This is a genomic window from Cobetia sp. 4B, assembly GCF_018831605.1.
Classification (GTDB): domain Bacteria; phylum Pseudomonadota; class Gammaproteobacteria; order Pseudomonadales; family Halomonadaceae; genus Cobetia; species Cobetia amphilecti.
Genome location: NZ_CP059843.1, coordinates 2,739,865 through 2,755,016 on the forward strand (window position 1 = coordinate 2,739,865; position 15,152 = coordinate 2,755,016).

Annotated in this window: 15 protein-coding genes; 11 read left to right on the top strand and 4 right to left on the bottom strand. The window is 58.2% G+C overall.

What is annotated here, in order from left to right; genetic code table 11:
• The first annotated feature begins 45 nt into the window (after positions 1-45).
• From H2O77_RS11245 to H2O77_RS11255, 3 genes are all read left to right on the top strand, one after another.
• Positions 46-1,422 (top strand): FAD-binding oxidoreductase, encoded by a 1,377-nt coding sequence (locus H2O77_RS11245; RefSeq protein ID WP_215823084.1) that lies wholly within the window; start codon positions 46-48, stop codon positions 1,420-1,422.
• 144 nt (positions 1,423-1,566) lie between these two features.
• Complete coding sequence (locus tag H2O77_RS11250; RefSeq protein ID WP_215823085.1) at positions 1,567-1,947, top strand: nuclear transport factor 2 family protein; 381 nt, start codon at positions 1,567-1,569, stop codon at positions 1,945-1,947.
• Positions 1,948-2,217: 270 nt separating this feature from the next.
• Complete coding sequence (locus H2O77_RS11255; RefSeq protein WP_215823086.1) at positions 2,218-2,841, top strand: XRE family transcriptional regulator; 624 nt, start codon at positions 2,218-2,220, stop codon at positions 2,839-2,841.
• A 266-nt stretch (positions 2,842-3,107) separates the two neighbouring features.
• On the opposite strand, the gene H2O77_RS11260 is transcribed toward H2O77_RS11255, so the two are convergent.
• The 3 genes from H2O77_RS11260 to H2O77_RS11270 all read right to left on the bottom strand — a co-directional run bounded on the left by H2O77_RS11260 (position 3,108) and on the right by H2O77_RS11270 (position 5,957).
• Positions 3,108-4,388 carry a TRAP transporter large permease gene (locus H2O77_RS11260; protein WP_215823087.1) on the bottom strand — a complete coding sequence of 427 codons (1,281 nt, stop codon included), beginning with the start codon at positions 4,386-4,388 and terminating at the stop codon, positions 3,108-3,110.
• Complete coding sequence (locus H2O77_RS11265; RefSeq protein ID WP_192837795.1) at positions 4,385-4,882, bottom strand: TRAP transporter small permease; 498 nt, start codon at positions 4,880-4,882, stop codon at positions 4,385-4,387. The genes H2O77_RS11260 and H2O77_RS11265 overlap by 4 nt, the downstream gene beginning before the upstream one ends.
• An 88-nt stretch (positions 4,883-4,970) precedes the next feature.
• Complete coding sequence (locus H2O77_RS11270) at positions 4,971-5,957, bottom strand: TRAP transporter substrate-binding protein (RefSeq protein WP_192837794.1); 987 nt, start codon at positions 5,955-5,957, stop codon at positions 4,971-4,973.
• Between the two features lie 436 nt (positions 5,958-6,393).
• Between H2O77_RS11270 and H2O77_RS11275 the strand changes: the two genes are divergently transcribed.
• The 6 genes from H2O77_RS11275 (at position 6,394) to H2O77_RS11300 (ending at position 11,682) form a co-directional block, all read left to right on the top strand.
• Positions 6,394-7,383, top strand: coding sequence for a C-terminal binding protein (locus tag H2O77_RS11275; RefSeq protein ID WP_215823088.1), 990 nt, complete (start codon positions 6,394-6,396; stop codon positions 7,381-7,383).
• A 34-nt stretch (positions 7,384-7,417) separates the two neighbouring features.
• On the top strand, positions 7,418-8,089 hold the full coding sequence (locus H2O77_RS11280; RefSeq protein ID WP_215823089.1) for an RraA family protein: 672 nt from the start codon (positions 7,418-7,420) through the stop codon (positions 8,087-8,089).
• 1 nt (position 8,090) lies between these two features.
• The gene (locus H2O77_RS11285) at positions 8,091-9,011 is read left to right on the top strand and encodes a 2-dehydro-3-deoxygalactonokinase (protein WP_215823090.1); all 921 of its coding nucleotides are present in this window, start codon (positions 8,091-8,093) and stop codon (positions 9,009-9,011) included.
• A complete protein-coding gene (locus H2O77_RS11290) occupies positions 9,005-9,646 on the top strand; it encodes a 2-dehydro-3-deoxy-6-phosphogalactonate aldolase (RefSeq protein WP_215823091.1) in 642 nt (213 codons plus the stop codon). Before H2O77_RS11285 ends, H2O77_RS11290 begins: the two co-directional genes overlap by 7 nt.
• 47 nt (positions 9,647-9,693) lie before the next feature.
• Positions 9,694-10,842 (top strand): mandelate racemase/muconate lactonizing enzyme family protein, encoded by a 1,149-nt coding sequence (locus H2O77_RS11295; RefSeq protein ID WP_215823092.1) that lies wholly within the window; start codon positions 9,694-9,696, stop codon positions 10,840-10,842.
• Between the two features lie 174 nt (positions 10,843-11,016).
• Positions 11,017-11,682 carry a GntR family transcriptional regulator gene (locus tag H2O77_RS11300; RefSeq protein ID WP_215823093.1) on the top strand — a complete coding sequence of 222 codons (666 nt, stop codon included), beginning with the start codon at positions 11,017-11,019 and terminating at the stop codon, positions 11,680-11,682.
• A gap of 254 nt (positions 11,683-11,936) precedes the next feature.
• Here the strand turns inward: H2O77_RS11300 and H2O77_RS11305 are convergent, their stop codons facing one another.
• Complete coding sequence (locus H2O77_RS11305) at positions 11,937-12,665, bottom strand: FCD domain-containing protein (protein WP_215823094.1); 729 nt, start codon at positions 12,663-12,665, stop codon at positions 11,937-11,939.
• 224 nt (positions 12,666-12,889) lie between these two features.
• Between H2O77_RS11305 and H2O77_RS11310 the strand changes: the two genes are divergently transcribed.
• Positions 12,890-13,918, top strand: a complete 1,029-nt coding sequence (locus H2O77_RS11310) for a 4-hydroxythreonine-4-phosphate dehydrogenase PdxA (protein ID WP_215823095.1) — start codon at positions 12,890-12,892, stop codon at positions 13,916-13,918.
• A 60-nt stretch (positions 13,919-13,978) separates the two neighbouring features.
• The gene (locus H2O77_RS11315; protein WP_024952543.1) at positions 13,979-15,151 is read left to right on the top strand and encodes an L-rhamnonate dehydratase; all 1,173 of its coding nucleotides are present in this window, start codon (positions 13,979-13,981) and stop codon (positions 15,149-15,151) included.
• The last annotated feature ends 1 nt before the right edge of the window (position 15,152 follow it).

Sequence of the window (15,152 nt, forward strand, 5' to 3'; positions counted from 1 at the left end):
ACCAATGACAACGATCGCCAACAACAAGACGGATGGTGACCCACGATGACTGTCAAGCAGCCTTACAACCCTCACTACGACCCTCTCAAGGACAGCTCCCCGGGCGAAGGAGTGGATTATGCGCCGAGCTACTGGCGCTACCACGCAGGGCCGCCGCCCGAGGATGATGGCCCGGTCACTGACGACATGGAGGCAGACGTGGTGCTGATCGGTGCCGGCTTCACCGGCCTTGCCACGGCGATGTTCCTGGCGCGTGAGCATGGCATCAAGGCAGTGGTGCTGGAGGCCAATCAGATCGGCTGGGGCTGCACCAGCCGCAATGGCGGCCAGGGGCATCTGGCCTGGGGGCGCCTGAGCCGCAGCCAGTGGGTCAGGAAATGGGGCGTCGACATGGCGCGCCAGCTGCACACCAATAGCCTGGAGGGTTTCGAGGTCTTCAAGTCCCTGACCCAGGACCCGGAGGTGGACTGCGAGCCTCAGCCACTGGGCAATCTGCTGATCGCCCATAGCCCGCAGGCCATGCAGCATCTCGAGGCCGAATCGCGCCTGTGCAACAACATCCTCGGCTATCGGACCCGAACGCTGGACCGCGCGTCAGTGCATCGTGACTTCATGGGCGATCAGGAGAGTCACGGCGCGATGCTCGAGCCTGAAGGCATCGCCGTGCAGCCGCTCAAGCTGGCCTACAGCTACGCGCGTATCGCGCGCCGCCACGGCGCCAGAATCCACACCAGCAGCCCGGTGCAGCACTGGACGATCGAGAACGGCATCCACTATCTGCAGACGCCGGGTGGCACGGTGAAGGCGCGCGCGGTGGGCATCGCCACGGCGGGCTATACCAGCCCCAATCTTCACTCGCTGACCGCCTATCGCAACATGCCGATCATGGCCAACTCGGTGTGGACGCGTACGCTGACCGACGAGGAGATAGAGGCTTGTGGCCTACGTTCGACCATCCTGACCACGGACACACGCAAGCTGCGTTATTACTATCGACTACTACCCGAGAAACGCCTGCAGATCGGGACGCGCAGCGCCATCAGTGGCGCGGATGCGCAGAACGCCCGGCATCTAGATGTGGTGCATGAGGCCATCGCGCGCAAGTTCCCGGCGCTGGCCGGTATCGAGACACCGTGGTTCTCGCATGGCTGGATGGATATCTCCCACGACATGATGCCGCGCATCGTGCAGCCAGACCCGAAACAGCAGATCTTCTACTCCCAAGGATACAGCGGCAACGGCGTGTCGTTCTCGGCCTATGCCTCCAAGCAGCTGGCCGCGCTGATCGCCGGGCAGTCGTTGCCGGAGCTCCATCTGCCGATCTTCAACTCGCCGCTGCCCGCCCATCCGCTCAGACCGATCCGGCGCATGGGCCAACACCTGCTCTACAAGTATTTCCAGGTGCTGGACAAGGTGAGCTGAGTCACGCGCCGCGCGAGTTCCGCCACTGATCGCCCTATCACTTCCCGCCATCACTTCCCGACACGCCGCGGCGCACTCGAATTCCGTCGCGGCACCTCCCACTGACATGCCTCTTGCGGCATGCAAGCACCAGAGAGACGCACCATGAATCGTGAACAGATGACCGCCATGTTCGATGCCTTCAATCGCCACGCCATCGATGAGGTCATGGAGTACTTCGCCGACGATGTGGTCTTCGACACCGTGTCCGGCGATGAGGCGCACGGCACGCGTATCGTCGGCAAGTCCGCCGTGCGCAACGCCTTCGTGAATACCTGGACGACCATGCCCGATGTGCAGTGGGCCAAGGGCGAGTTCTTCTTCGCTGATCAGCGCGTCGTCTCCGAATGCACCTTCATGGCGACCCAGCCGGATGGCCTGCGTGTCGAGGCCGATAGCGTGGATCTCTTCACCCTCAAGAAGGGCAAGATCACCCGCAAACAGGCCTTCCGCAAGCAGCGACCGGCCTTTACGCCAGCCGCGTGATCGTCACGGGCAGCACAGACGCAAAAGGCCAGTCGCGATGACTGGCCTTTTGCGTCTCAAGCGTTATCTCAGAAGCCGCTATCTCAACCCCCTCATCAAGATCGCCAGCCCTTATCAATCTCCGCCTCGACACGACGATTTGATAACGACACAGGCTTATCTCTCGACGCCGCATGCTGATAATCTTGCTGATGAAAACCGCTGCATGCTTTTCATCCACATGAAACGCCACTCATTGACCGCCAGCACCCATTGCCAAGAGGAAACCGGATGACCACGGACACAGATTCCTCACAGGCATCAACCGGCAGCACACTCAGCAATGCAGAACAGGAAGACCGCCGTATCGGCCGGCAGCTGCGCGACCTGCGCAAGTCCCGCCAGCTGACCCTCACCCAACTGGCGGAACGCGTCGGCAAATCCGTCGGCTATCTCAGCCAGGTGGAACGCGGCGTCTCCTCGCTGCCCATCGGGGTGTTGCAGACGCTGAGTGACGCCCTCGACGTGCGCGTCAGCTGGTTCTTCCAGCCGGGCGGCAGTGATTCGGCGGCCGAGCAGGAAACCATCGTGCGCGCGGATCAGCGCCGCGCCATGAACCTCGGCGCCATCGGCGCGCGGGAAGAATTGCTCTCCCCCCGCCTGAGCGGTCAGCTCATCCTGATCATGACCCGCCTTCAGCCCGGTGGCAGCGGCGGCGAGACACCGCGTGAACGGCGCGGTGAGGAAGCGGGCTATGTGGAAAGCGGCCAGCTGGAACTGACCCTCGGCGAGCAGGTCTTTCTGCTCAATCCGGGCGACAGCTTCTCGCTGACCGGAGAAGAACCCCACTGGATTCGCAACCCCGGCGAGACCGAGACCCGCATCGTCTGGGTGATGACGGGCGTCGAGTATTGACGCAATGGGGTAACAGGCTAGTTCTGAAAAGGGAGCTGGGAGGTCGCCTCGCTAAGCCCAACGCTGTGCCCCGTTCGAATATTGCTCCCTCGCGAAAGTTCTCCACACAGCAAGCCCTCACTGAGCCAACTCGCTGATTCGACATGCTATATCGAGGAGAAGCCAAGTATCGATATGCGACCACATACAAAAAACCGGCACACGATACTGGATCGAAGCGCCGGTTTAAGAGTGCATGCAACGGTGTGAAATATCCATTCGTGCAGCTAGCCGCCCGCAAGGAACATCGAGATGCCCGGCAGATAGGTGATGGCCAGCAGCAGCGCGATCATGGCCGCGAAGTAAGGAATGATCGCCGCTGACACCTCCATGATCTTGACACCGGACACCGATGAGGCAACGAACAGGTTGACCCCTAGAGGTGGCGTACAGAAGCCGATGGCAAGATTTACGGTCATGATCACCCCGAAGTGGATCGGGTCGACGCCCGCGGCAATCGCTACCGGTAATAAAAGTGGTGTCAGGATGATGATTGCTGCAATGGTCTCCATAAACATGCCGACGATCAGTAGCAATAGGTTGATCATCAGTAGTAGTACCAAAGGGTTGGTCGAAAACCCGGTAATGGCAGCCGCAAGATCTTTCGGCACTTGGGCAATGGTCAGTAACTGGCCAAAGCCACCGGCCACCACTACCAGGATCAGGATCTGTCCGCTAGTCGAAGCACTACGCGCAAACACCTTGGGCAACTCCGACAAGCGGATATCACCGTAGACGAAGACGCCAATGATGATCGAGTAGATGACGGCTACCCCACCCGCTTCGGTAGGAGTGAATATCCCACCATAAATCCCACCCAAGATAATGACCGGGACCAGCAGCGCCCAGATCGAATCGCGCAGCGAAGTGGTCACCGCCTTGCTCGAGAAGCTGGTGCGCTCCTCCAACAACTTACGATTGTGCCTAAGCATCAGTCGTGCGGTCAGCATATAGGCAATACCAAACATGATGCCAGGGACGATCCCGGCCATGAATAGCTTGCCGATCGAGACCTCCGCGGATACGCCATAGATGATGAAGGGAATGGACGGTGGAATCATCACCCCCACCATGCCTCCGGCTGCCGTAAGAGCAGACGAGAAGCGTCGTGGATAACCGACCTTTTCCATCTCCGGCACCATGTTCGACCCAATCGCTGCCACGGTAGCCGGTGACGAGCCGGAAATGGCAGCAAAGAAGCAGCAAGCCAGCACGTTGACATAGGCCAAACCGCCTTTGACATGCCCTACCAGCGAATGGGCAAAACCGACGATGCGTCGTGACATGCCCCCCATCTGCATCAGATCGCCGGCCAGCACAAAAAGGGGGACGGCAATCAGCGGAAAGGAGTCCGCTGCTGTTACCAGCGAACGCGCTAGAAGCACCACTGGTGGCGCACCATCGACCAGCAATATCACCAGCAGCGTGGCAAGCCCCATCCCCATGGCCACCGGCATGCCAACAGCAATAAAGGCGAATAACATGCCGATCAGTGGAACAGCGATCATAGGGCACCTCCTTCAAGGCTGGTGCGAGGAAATCGCCACGCCAGCCAACAATGTTGCAGAATGCGAAACGCTGACAATAGCGCGCCGGCGGGCGCCGAGGCGTAGTAAAGCGGCATCGGTATCTGGAGCACCACCGATACCTGATACCGCACCATGGGATTAAGCATCAGCTGGATGCAGTAGAGGCTGATGGTGATCAAAAATGCAACCACGATCAGCCTAACCACCAGTGTCAAGTAACGCTGTATCGCTTCAGGCAGCTGCTCCTTCAGAAAGGCAATCTCGATATGCTTATCCTGACGAAAGACGTAGCTCACTGCTATCCAGATAAACCAGATGAAGAGCCAACCCACCAGCTCTTCCCCCCAAGACAGGGACGCGTTGAACACATAGCGCGCCAGCACATTGGCAGATACCAGTGCGACGATCAGTGCTAGCAGCACAACTGACAGATACTCTTCCAACCTTTCATTCAGCCAACGAATCATCGGCATGTCCTCGACTTTCCGGCTTCACGTAATGAGTGAGGGATCTCTTCCAGTTGGGCGCCTCTCGCGATTAGCGTGCCGGCTCTGTGCTTAATCACTGTTCAGAGGCGCGATCGATGGCAGCCATCCACCCATCAAAGACATCTGCACCGATACGCTTGCGATATTGAGCGTTAACGTCTGCAGCGATATCAACAAAGGCCTGATGCTGTTCATCGGACAGTTTGTTTATCTCAACACCAGAATTCTGGATACGCGCTAGGTGATCGGCATCCTCCTCTGCTACCAGTTCACGATCGTAGGCGATAGCCTGATCCATCGACTGCTCAATCAAGTGCTGCTGTCCTTCAGGCAGGGAGTCAAAGAAGGTCTTGGAGATGACCGGCGTATAGGCCGTAAAGATATGCGCCGTAAGGGTCAGGTACTTCTGCACCTCATAGAAGCGTTGCGTGTCGATCAACGAAAGCGGGTTTTCCTGCCCATCGATGACTCCCTGTTGTAGAGCGGAATAGACTTCACCGAAATTCATCGGTGTCGGGTTGGCCCCCAGCGCCTTGAAGGTATCGACATGGGCAGGCACCTTCATGGTGCGCAGTTTGATGCCCTCCAGATCCTGAGGAGCCTTGATCGGGCGAGCATTATTGGTCAGGTGACGCATGCCACTCTCGACCCAGCCCAACCCCTTCAGGCCGATCCGATCAAGTCGTTTCAGCATGGCATCCCCTTCTGGGCCATCGAGTACTTCCAACGCAGTGTCCTTGTCCGGATAGATATAGGCCAGTTCGATCACGCCGAAAGCGGGGTCCCAGTTGGTGAAGAACGACGACGGTGACACCGCCATTTCCAGAATGCCGGTCTGCACCCCTTCAATCATGGATCGATCCCCCCCCAGCTGGGATGACGGGAATATCTGTACGTCAATCTCGCCATTAGCCCCTTCTTCCACCAGGCGTTCGAACTCCACCATCGCTCGCGCCATATGGAAATTTTCATTGGTCCCGTGTCCCAGCTTGATGACAGTGGTGGCCTGAGCCGGCGTGGCGGCGACCAGCAGGCTGATAAGCATCCATTTCTTGATCATGGCGAACTCTCACTATTGTTATTAAGAAGTCAATCCGAAACTGGTATTCCAGATTTCGGTATGAAGATTGATTGATGCCAAAAGGATCTGTCAAGAAAGCGCCATGGCGCTATCGCTCCCCACCCGATCTACCTCTGTTTTGCATTGACTTACTTTCCCGCCAAATCGGTAGCGTCACGCTTTCTGAAAAACACAGATAAGATTCTGTTTTTAATGAATAATTATTGGATAAAAAAGAGAATAATCCATCGATACCCAATACCTTAAGATGGCGACTTTGGCACCGTAGCTACTGTACTTTACATGACCAATGTCTAATGACGTTATCAATCGATCCTCTTTGACAGCTCGACGCTAGCTTGTATATTTCACTCCATCTGGTGCCTGGTACACCAGTTGAGCAAAAGACAGCAACGAACAATTACGAGGTAGTGCCATGCCCACCAGACCTAAGGTGATCATCACTGATCACGACTTCGCCGATATCGAGTTGGAGCGCGAAATTCTCGAGAAGGCTGGAGCCCAAGTGATAGCCCTGCAAGCCAAATCGGAGCAGGACCTGTTAGAACACGCTGCCGACTGCGCTGCCATGATCAACCAATATGCCTACATCGGTGCCAGCACCATCGCCGCCATGCAGCGCTGCCAGGTCATCGCCCGTTACGGCGTCGGTACCGACATCGTTGACGTGGCGGCGGCCACCGCCAGGGGGATCCAAGTCACCAACGTGCGCAATTACTGCACCGAGGAAGTTGCTGACCACGCTATCAGTCTCTGGCTGGCCTTGGCGCGCGGGCTGTTCGCCTACGACCGGGCCACTCATCGAGGTGAATGGCGCTGGCAGAGTGCGGCTCCTCTACATCGTCTACGTGGCCAGACTGTTGGCATCGTTTCATTTGGCGCCATCGGCCAGGCCATCGCGCAGCGTGCCAAGGCCTTCGGCGCTCAGGTGATCACTCACGACCCCTACGTCGATAGCGCAACCATCGCGGCCCATCAGGTTGCAGCAGTGGACAAGGGTGCTCTGCTGGCAGAGTCAGACGTGGTCATGATGCAGGTGCCAATGACAACGGAAACTCGTCACTTCTTGAGCGAGGAGGAGTTTCGCTCAATGAAACCCAACGCATTGGTAGTCTGCACTGGCCGCGGCCCCACCATCGATAACCGCGCGCTCTACAAGGCGTTGTCAGAGGGCTGGATAGCTGGGGCGGGACTCGATGACCCCGAGGAGGAGCCAGCCAAACGTAAACACTGGTCCCCCAACGACAACCCTCTGTTCTCACTCCCCAACGTCATCGTGACCCCTCATGCCGCCTACTACTCGGAGGAATCACTGCGTGCGGCCCGCACTATCGCCGCCCAAGAAGTTGCCCGGATGCTGACCGATCAGGCACCACTCAATCCGGTCAACACGCCGGCTCGCTGAAAGACAACAACATAACGATCTGAGGAACTATCCCATGCTCAAGCAATTCAATGATTTCAAGCGTGATCCAGCACTGCTCGAAAAATTCGACAAGGCGTTGTCCTATTACTCCGCCACGGCTGTCTTCGCCGACTCCCAATATCGCACTGGGGTGATGGATAGCGGCATCAAACCCGCCTTCCGCGCCAAGGTCTGTGGCCAAGCAATTACCGTTCAGCTATCGAAGGGCGACCTGGTCGACCCCCTCAAGGCACTGGAGATGGGCCAGCCAGGCGATATCATCGTTGTCGATGCCGGTGGGGATCCCAACACTTCTGTGTGTGGTGGCCTGATGGGCGCTTTGGCACAGAATCGTGGCATTCGAGCCATGGTAGTGGACGGCGCGGGACGTGATACCGATGAACTCGAAGATATCCAATGGCCGATCTGGACACGCGCCATCACTCCGCGTGGTACCCACACCATGTTCTCCGATCGCAAGGAGGAGCTGTCGATCAACGTGCCTATCGCCTGTGGCGGCGTACCGGTCAATCCTGGTGATTTCATCGTGGCCGATGTGATGGGTGTGACCGTCATTCCGCTGGCCCGAGCAGCCGAGGTAGTCGAACTGGCATTGGAGCAGGCCGAGCGTGAGGAAGCTACCCGCGCATGGGTTCAGCAAGGCAAGACCGTCGAAGACCTGCTGGCCGAGTTCGGGAGAATCTAGGATGTCGCATCCCCTTATGATTGGCATCGACTGGGGAACCTCATCGTTTCGTGCAAGCCTCGTCGATCGTCACGGCGAGGCCCTCGATACCCGCGAGAGTCCCAATGGGATTCTCGCGGTATCCGACAGGGACTTTGCAGGTTTCCTTCGTCACAGCATCAAAAGCTGGTTGACCGACTTCCCCGGCATACCGATTCTTGCCTCGGGCATGATCACCAGCCGTAATGGCTGGATTGAGACGCCCTACCAACCTCTCCCTCTGGGGATCATTGAGCTGGCCAATGCTTTGGTCTGTGAAACCGTTCCCGACCTCGGTCAGGTGCACTTCGTCACTGGCGCAGTGCAGTCGCCCGATGGCGAGCGCCCCGATGTCATACGCGGTGAAGAAACCGAGATAGTCGGGTATCTGTCTACTCAAGGTGTCAGCGATGGCACCTTCCTACTACCCGGAACACACAACAAATGGTTGACAGTCGAGCACGGTAAGATCACCCGCTTTGTCACCTGCATGACCGGCGAACTCTATGCAATCCTTCGAGAGCACTCACTGCTTGGCCGCACCATACGCCAAGGCGAGTTCTCACCAGAAGCCTTTCAGCGTGGGTTACAGACCGCCCGCCAGCACCCCGGACAACTGCTAGCGACCCTGTTCACCACTCGCGCGCTTCACCTATTCGACCAGCTATCCCTAGAGCAAAGCGCTGACTATCTCTCCGGCCTGCTAATCGGCGAGGAATGCCTCGGCCAATTACAACAGGGGTCAGCCCCTGACAAGGTCACCATCATCGGCCGCCATGATCTTGCGGAGCGATACCGTATTGCCACCGACTTTCTGTCGCTACCCTCCACTATGGCGACGCCCGGTCTTTCACGCCACGGGCAGCTGGCCATCGCAAGAGCCGCGGAGCTGATTACATGCTGAACTGGCAACAGGCCTTCGACGCCTGCCCTCTCATCGCCATCCTGCGCGGTATCAAACCCCAGGAAGTCATACCGGTAGCCGATGCCCTGCTTGAGGCAGGCTTCCGGTTAATCGAGGTCCCACTCAATTCTCCCGACCCACTGGAAAGCATTCGTCGCCTGGCAGCCCATGTCGGGGACGATGGTCTAGTAGGAGCAGGGACAGTCACCGCGCCAGATCGCGTAGCCGATGTTGAGCAGGCAGGTGGCCGCCTGATAATTGCCCCTAACCTGGACCCCCGGATCGCAAGCGAAGCCACGGTCAGAGGGCTGATCTACGGCCCCGGCGTAGGCACTGTCAGTGAGGCTTTCACTGCCATCGAGTTCGGTGCCGACTTTCTTAAACTATTCCCTGCCGAGGCGATCTCGCCTGCAGCAGTCAAGGCCATGTGTGCTGTGCTACCCGAGACAACGCCGTTGTTGCCAGTGGGTGGCATAACGCCGGCCACCATGGCGGGTTACCTCGAGGCAGGAGCACGGGGATTCGGCCTCGGCGGCGCGCTCTATCAACCTGGCATCGCCAATACGGAGGTCGCCAGGCGAGCAAGAGCATTTATCGAAGCTCACGCCAGCTGGGCTGCGACTGCCAAGCAATAGATAGCACAACGCGCCTGCAAACCCCTTACCTCAGCTTGAGCACTTCCATGATCATCAAGCAAATCAACGTCTATACCATGACATCCGAGCTGCCACGTCCCTTCGCATTCTCCCAGCAATGGATCACCCGTCGATCTGCAACGCTGGTGGAAGTGGTAACTCAGGATGGACAAAGCGGCTGGGGCGAAGCGCTATGCTCAGGGCTGCTGGAACCGGAGCTGTCCGCTTCAGTCCTCAAGTACATAATTACGCCATTAGTGATCGGCCGTTCAGTGTTCGATAGCGAGGTCATCTGGCATGAGCTCTACAATCACACTCGAGACTACGGTCGTAAGGGAATCGTCATCGCTGCTATCAGTGCTCTCGATATCGCACTCTGGGATCTCAAGGGCAAGATCACGCAACGACCTGTCTTTGAACTACTTGGCGGCGGTTTTCGCAAACAGGTGCAAGCCTACGCTACTGGCTTCTTTCGTATCGAACTTAGTACAGACACCGCTAGTCTTGTCGAAGAAGCGCGTCGCCACCGTGACGCAGGCTTTGTCAGCATGAAGATCAAACTGGGCTTCGGGGTGGCCAATGACATCAAAGTCATGACCGATATACGTGATGCTGTGGGCGATAACGTCGAACTGATGATTGATGCCAATCACGCCTATACCGTCAGCGAGGCAGCACAGCTGGCAGATGGCCTCAAGACATACGGGTTGCGATGGTTCGAGGAGCCGGTGAACCCCGATGATAAGGAGGGCTATCGTCTGTTGAAGCAGAAGACTCTGATCCCCCTAGCCGGTGGCGAAGCAGAATTCACCCTCTTCGGATTTCGCGACCTACTGGCCGGGCGCTGTATCGATATCGCTCAGCCAGATGTGGCCATGGCCGGCGGTTTGACCGCGATGACGCATATCACCGCCTTGGCCCTCGCCAACGGTATCCAGGTGAACCCCCATGTCTGGGGGACCGCGATCGGTCAGTATGCATCGCTGCATGCCATCGCCGCGATGCCGTTGGTCAATCCCACCTTGGCAGCCAGCGGTCCGATCTTCGAGTACGACACCTCGAGCCATCCTTTCCGATCCAATCTGGTCACCGCAGCGATCACTCAGAGTGAAGGCTGGGTCAACGTCCCTACAGGTGACGGCCTCGGGTTTACCATCGATCGCGATTTTCTACGTGAACACGCCCGTCCTTACTGACACACGGATTGGAAATCAAGTTCATATGCCTGCTCGCCACTGCTGCCATAAGTCTAAAATCTGAGGTCAATCTTCCCAATGGCATAGGCATCTGGTATTCCAGTCGTTTGTGCTACTCTGTGGAAAAATTCCATGGCCCTTCTCGGGCCGACACTACAGCCTACAAGGACCGAGATGCAGGACTTTGAACGCCCTCCCTCCCTAGGAGCTCTCGTCACTGATCACGTACGTAACATGATCGTACGAGGGGAGCTTGCCTTGGGCGAAGCTATCTCCGAACGCGGTATATCGGCACTGCTGAATGTATCCAAGACGCCGGTGCGTGAAGCATTGACCCGACTCAAGCACGAAGGCCTGGTCATCATTAAGCCGCAGTCCGGTGCTCAGGTCTTCACCCTTAGCGCCCGCGAAGTCGGCAACATCTGTACCTTTCGCCGTACCTTGGAGCCAGCCGCCCTGGCATTGGCAATCGAGTTTGATCAGCCTGGCCTCTATCACGAGCTCCGACAGGTAGAAAGCCAGATGCAAGTAGCACATGGATCTGGGCGCATAACCGATTACCTGGATCTGGATTCGGACTTCCACATGGCCTTCTTCAACCATTGTGGAAACGCCTATTTAAAGAGTTCCTACGAGCAGTACGCTGGAAAGATCGCTGCCCTACGCACTCACCTGGCAACCCGGCCGGACCATACCCGCCTTTCGCTCAGAGAACACACCGAGATAGTCGACGCTGTTCAAAACAAGGACATCACCGCTCTGCGCGCGCTATTGGATGCACACATTGGCCGCACCCAAGAGACTTACGAAGTTGGCGTGGAAGACATTACCCAACTGTAAAATCAGTGCCCACAGGAAAGTCATCGAACTATCGCACTGGCTACCACCTCATGTGAGCTCTATTTCTGGAAAAGGTCTGGCCATCATCTGTGCGTAGAGTAAGACTTGAGCGTTTATCATTACTCAATCCGACCGCCATATCCCAAAGGGGATCATGTGGGCCTGGCAACTCACCAATAGCCGGTGAGCGAGCTAGCACTGCGATATGACAGTCGACTCCGCCTGCTAGGATTAGCCGATATAAACACCATCAATCAGCGCGGCATCTTGTCCCGCGTGGTGTAATAGACGCTATCGATATGCGAGAGCATCGCGCGTTCAGCAGCATCCGGGTCACCGGCACGTAGTGCCTCGACGATACGCACATGCTCTTCATAGCTGCGCTTGATCGAGCCGTGTTCGGCCATGACCTGGCGGCGAATGTTGAGCGCGTAGGTATAAAGCTCATCGGCATAGCGGATCAGGATCTCGTTGCGCGAGTATTCGGCGACGACGTGATGGAAGTTCTGGTCCGAGAGCTGGAAGTTCACCGGCGAGTCGAAGTGCTGTGACTGAGCTTCCAGCAAGGCGTCCAGCTTCTTGAGCCCCACCTCATCGATATGTCGCGCGGCGCGGCGGGCGATGGCGGATTCCACCACGATCCGGCTCTCGAAGACGCTCTCGATATCCAGGTTGTTGAGCTCATCGCCCTGCTGACGCGCGGGATGATTGCGGAAGCTGTCGATCACGGCCTCACTGGCACAGACCCGTGACTTGCTGCCGTGCGAGACATTCAAGAGGCCATAGCCCGTCAACAGCGCCAGCCCCCCGCGCACCGTCTCACGGCTCACCTCAAACAACTGCGCCAGCTCACGCTCGCTGGGCAGCTCATCTCCATCGCGCAGCAGCCCCGTCAGGATCATCTCGATGAGCTTGTCGGCGAGAATTTCCTTCTTGGTCTGATTCTTCAGCGCTTTCTCGAAGGCGAAAGGCGTCTGCTTCATGCAGCCTCCACTGGTATAGATTTCATACCAGCATAACCGACAACGGCATATCACGCATCCACAAACCGACCATGGTCGCAATTTTCGAGAAAACCTTGACCGATCAGCGTGGGCTCGGCTAATTTTTATCTCAACTGGTCCGGTAAACCAACCAGCAGACCATAAAGTGCGAATTGATTGAAGAAACCAACAACAACGCCAACTCTCACAAGGCTGGAATTCACATGTCAGCAACACGCCCTGTCATTGCCCTCACCCTTGGTGACCCCGCCGGTATCGGCCCGGAGCTGATCGCGCGCCTGGTCGCGGAACCCGAGCAATTCGCCGAGACCCACAGCGTGCTGGTCGGCGATCAGTGGCTGTGGGAGCAGGGCCAACGCCAGGCCGGTCTCTTCACCCAGCTGCCACGCGTCGCAAGCTTCGCCGAGGCCCGCGAGCATGAAGGGCTGTCATTGATGCTGGTGGAAAGCGTGGCGCAGCAGGAGGTGACGCTGGCCGAGGAAAGCGCCGCCTGTGGCGCCTCGACCCTCGCGGTGCTGTCCCGCTGCCTGGAGGCGGCCCAGAACGAGGAAGTCGACGCCATCTGCTTCGCGCCGCTCAACAAGCTGTCGATGAAGAAAGGTGGCCTCGGCCACGAGGACGAGCTGCATTTCTTCGCCGAGAAACTGGGAGTCGAGGGCTATTTCTGCGAGTTCAACACCCTGGGGACGCTGTGGACCTCGCGCATCTCCTCGCACATTCCGCTCAAGGACGCCGCCGAGTACGTCACCCAGGAGCGCATCATCGCCGCCAGCCAGCTGATTCATGACTCGCTGAAACTGGCCGGCTTCGAGCGCCCGCGCATCGCCGTGGCTGCCTTCAATCCCCACGGTGGCGAAGGTGGCACCTGTGGGCGCGAGGAAATCGACGTCATCGCGCCGGCCGTCGCGCGCTGCAATGAACAGGGCTACCCGGTCGAGGGCCCCTTCCCGGCCGACACCATATTTATCAAGGCGCGCGATGGCGAGTACGACGCCATCGTGACCATGTACCACGACCAGGGGCAGATCGCGATCAAGCTGCTGGGCTTCAAATCCGGCGTCACCGTCCAGGGCGGCCTGCCTATTCCCATCACCACGCCGGCCCACGGCACCGCCTTCGATATCGCCGGTCAGGGCAAGGCGGACGTCAACCCGACCCGCAATGCCTTCGCGATCGCCAAGCGCATGGGCACCAACCTGCGTGCACTGCGTCTCGAGACCGCTTCTGCCTGATGCGCTTGCGCCTCTCGCTCATGAACCTGAATCAACGCCATCCACAACAAGGATAATTCGATGAAGATCACCAACGTCAGAACTCGCGTCTTCGAATGGAAAGGCCACACCGTCCCCCCGACCGCCCACTTCTGCTCCAACGCCATGGACGAGCTGTGGGACAAGGGCGACTCGATGGGCACCTTCCGCTTCCACGGCTGGACAGTGGTGGAGATCGAGACCGACAACGGCCTGGTCGGGCTGGGCAATGTGGCGCTGGCGCCGCGCATCGCCAAGGCGATCATCGATCAGTACCTCACGCCGCTGATCATCGGTCAGGACCCCTTCGACTACGAATACCTGTGGCAGCGCATGTACCGCTCCACCCACGCCTGGGGCCGCAAGGGTATCGGCATGGCCGCCATCTCCGGCGTCGATATCGCCATCTGGGACATCATGGGCAAGGCGGTCGGCAAGCCGGTCTTCAAGCTGCTGGGCGGACGTACCAAGGAGAAGATTCCCTGCTACGCCTCCAAGCTCTACCGCACCGATCTCAAGGGCATGCAGGAAGAGGCCCAGTCCTATCTGGATCAAGGCTTCACCGCCATGAAGATGCGCTTCGGCTATGGTCCGCGTGATGGGGTCGAGGGCGTGCGTGCCAACCTGGATAGCGTGGCCGCCGTGCGGGAAGTCATCGGTGAGGATGTCGATCTGATGCTCGAGTGCTACATGGGCTGGAACCTGGACTACGCCAAGCGCATGTTGCCGAAGCTGGAACGCTTTCAGCCGCGCTGGCTGGAAGAGCCGGTGATCGCCGATGACATCGATGGCTACGCCGAACTCAATCAGCTGACCAGCATTCCCATCTCCGGCGGTGAGCACGAATTCACCCATTACGGCTTCCGCCAGCTGCTGGAAAAGCGCGCCGTCTCCGTCATCCAGTACGACACCAACCGGGTCGGTGGCATCACCGCCGCGCGCAAGATCAACGCCCTCGCCGAGTCCTTCAGCGTGCCGGTCATCCCGCACGCCGGCCAGATGCACAACTACCACCTGACCATGGCCTCACTGGCCTCCCCGATGAGCGAATACTTCCCGGTGCATGATGTCGAGATCGGCAACGAGCTCTTCTACTACATCTTCAAGGGTGACCCGGAGCCGGTGAACGGCTTCATCGATCTCGACGAAGAGACCCCGGGGCTGGGCCTCGAGCTGAACAGCGATTACTTCGATCAGTTCAACATCATCGAGTGAG

Excerpts from the sequence above, each read along its gene's own strand:
- H2O77_RS11285 (WP_215823090.1), top strand. The coding sequence starts at position 8,091 with ATGTCGCATCCCCTTATGATTGGCATCGACTGGGGAACCTCATCGTTT.
- H2O77_RS11270 (WP_192837794.1), bottom strand. The coding sequence starts at position 5,957 with ATGATCAAGAAATGGATGCTTATCAGCCTGCTGGTCGCCGCCACGCCG.
- H2O77_RS11315 (WP_024952543.1), top strand. The coding sequence starts at position 13,979 with ATGAAGATCACCAACGTCAGAACTCGCGTCTTCGAATGGAAAGGCCAC.
- H2O77_RS11305 (WP_215823094.1), bottom strand. The coding sequence starts at position 12,665 with ATGAAGCAGACGCCTTTCGCCTTCGAGAAAGCGCTGAAGAATCAGACC.
- H2O77_RS11255 (WP_215823086.1), top strand. The coding sequence starts at position 2,218 with ATGACCACGGACACAGATTCCTCACAGGCATCAACCGGCAGCACACTC.
- H2O77_RS11300 (WP_215823093.1), top strand. The coding sequence starts at position 11,017 with ATGCAGGACTTTGAACGCCCTCCCTCCCTAGGAGCTCTCGTCACTGAT.
- H2O77_RS11245 (WP_215823084.1), top strand. The coding sequence starts at position 46 with ATGACTGTCAAGCAGCCTTACAACCCTCACTACGACCCTCTCAAGGAC.
- H2O77_RS11290 (WP_215823091.1), top strand. The coding sequence starts at position 9,005 with ATGCTGAACTGGCAACAGGCCTTCGACGCCTGCCCTCTCATCGCCATC.
- H2O77_RS11275 (WP_215823088.1), top strand. The coding sequence starts at position 6,394 with ATGCCCACCAGACCTAAGGTGATCATCACTGATCACGACTTCGCCGAT.
- H2O77_RS11265 (WP_192837795.1), bottom strand. The coding sequence starts at position 4,882 with ATGCCGATGATTCGTTGGCTGAATGAAAGGTTGGAAGAGTATCTGTCA.
- H2O77_RS11260 (WP_215823087.1), bottom strand. The coding sequence starts at position 4,388 with ATGATCGCTGTTCCACTGATCGGCATGTTATTCGCCTTTATTGCTGTT.
- H2O77_RS11250 (WP_215823085.1), top strand. The coding sequence starts at position 1,567 with ATGAATCGTGAACAGATGACCGCCATGTTCGATGCCTTCAATCGCCAC.
- H2O77_RS11310 (WP_215823095.1), top strand. The coding sequence starts at position 12,890 with ATGTCAGCAACACGCCCTGTCATTGCCCTCACCCTTGGTGACCCCGCC.
- H2O77_RS11295 (WP_215823092.1), top strand. The coding sequence starts at position 9,694 with ATGATCATCAAGCAAATCAACGTCTATACCATGACATCCGAGCTGCCA.
- H2O77_RS11280 (WP_215823089.1), top strand. The coding sequence starts at position 7,418 with ATGCTCAAGCAATTCAATGATTTCAAGCGTGATCCAGCACTGCTCGAA.